The 626-nt window shown below is 47.8% G+C and carries 2 protein-coding genes; both read left to right on the top strand.

Going from position 1 to position 626, the window contains the following annotated elements; genetic code table 11:
* Positions 1 to 132: 132 nt before the first annotated feature.
* On the top strand, positions 133 to 324 hold the full coding sequence (locus tag CIK04_RS34390; RefSeq protein ID WP_325205902.1) for a hypothetical protein: 192 nt from the start codon (positions 133 to 135) through the stop codon (positions 322 to 324).
* 18 nt (positions 325 to 342) lie between these two features.
* Positions 343 to 495, top strand: a complete 153-nt coding sequence (locus CIK04_RS34395) for a hypothetical protein (RefSeq protein ID WP_325205903.1) — start codon at positions 343 to 345, stop codon at positions 493 to 495.
* Positions 496 to 626: the final 131 nt, after the last annotated feature.

Below are 626 nucleotides of genomic sequence, written 5' to 3' on the forward strand. Positions count from 1 at the left end.
CAATGTGGTTTATACCGTCTTTAAAGAGTTGGATTTTGCCACCAATCTAAAGCAAGGGCCTTATTCGAACACGGGCATTGCAGAAGCCTACAGAAAAGCGACGGCTTTGAGCAAAGGATCAATACTATCTTGATGACTTCAAACCGTATTATCCCTCGTATGAAGCGGCCGCCTCATTTATCGTCTACGCCAATAATGGAAGGTAATTCGCGCTTGGGTGTGCTGATTTTCCAAATGCCAGTGGATGTAATCAACAACATCATGACCTTCAAGGGAAATTGGGCTGCATCGGGTTTGGGTGAGAGTGGTGAAAGCTATCWCTAGTTGGACCCGGACAAAAAAATGCGTAGCCAGTCTCGCTTTCTGTTGGAAGCGCCTGACGATTATTTGGCTGTGATGAAATCGGCGGGTGTCTCGTCGCAACTTCTGGCACAGATTGCCAGCAAAGGCTCAACCATCGGCCGACAAGAAATCGACAGCAATGCTGTCACGTAACGCGTTAATGGGTCAGAGCGGGATTTGAGATCATCAACGACTACCGCGGGGTGCAAGTCATGTCTGCGTATAGTCCGGTTACGGTTGCCGGTTTGAAATGGGCAATATTGACGGAAATTGACTATGACGAA

The organism is Vibrio sp. 03_296, from assembly GCF_002265885.1.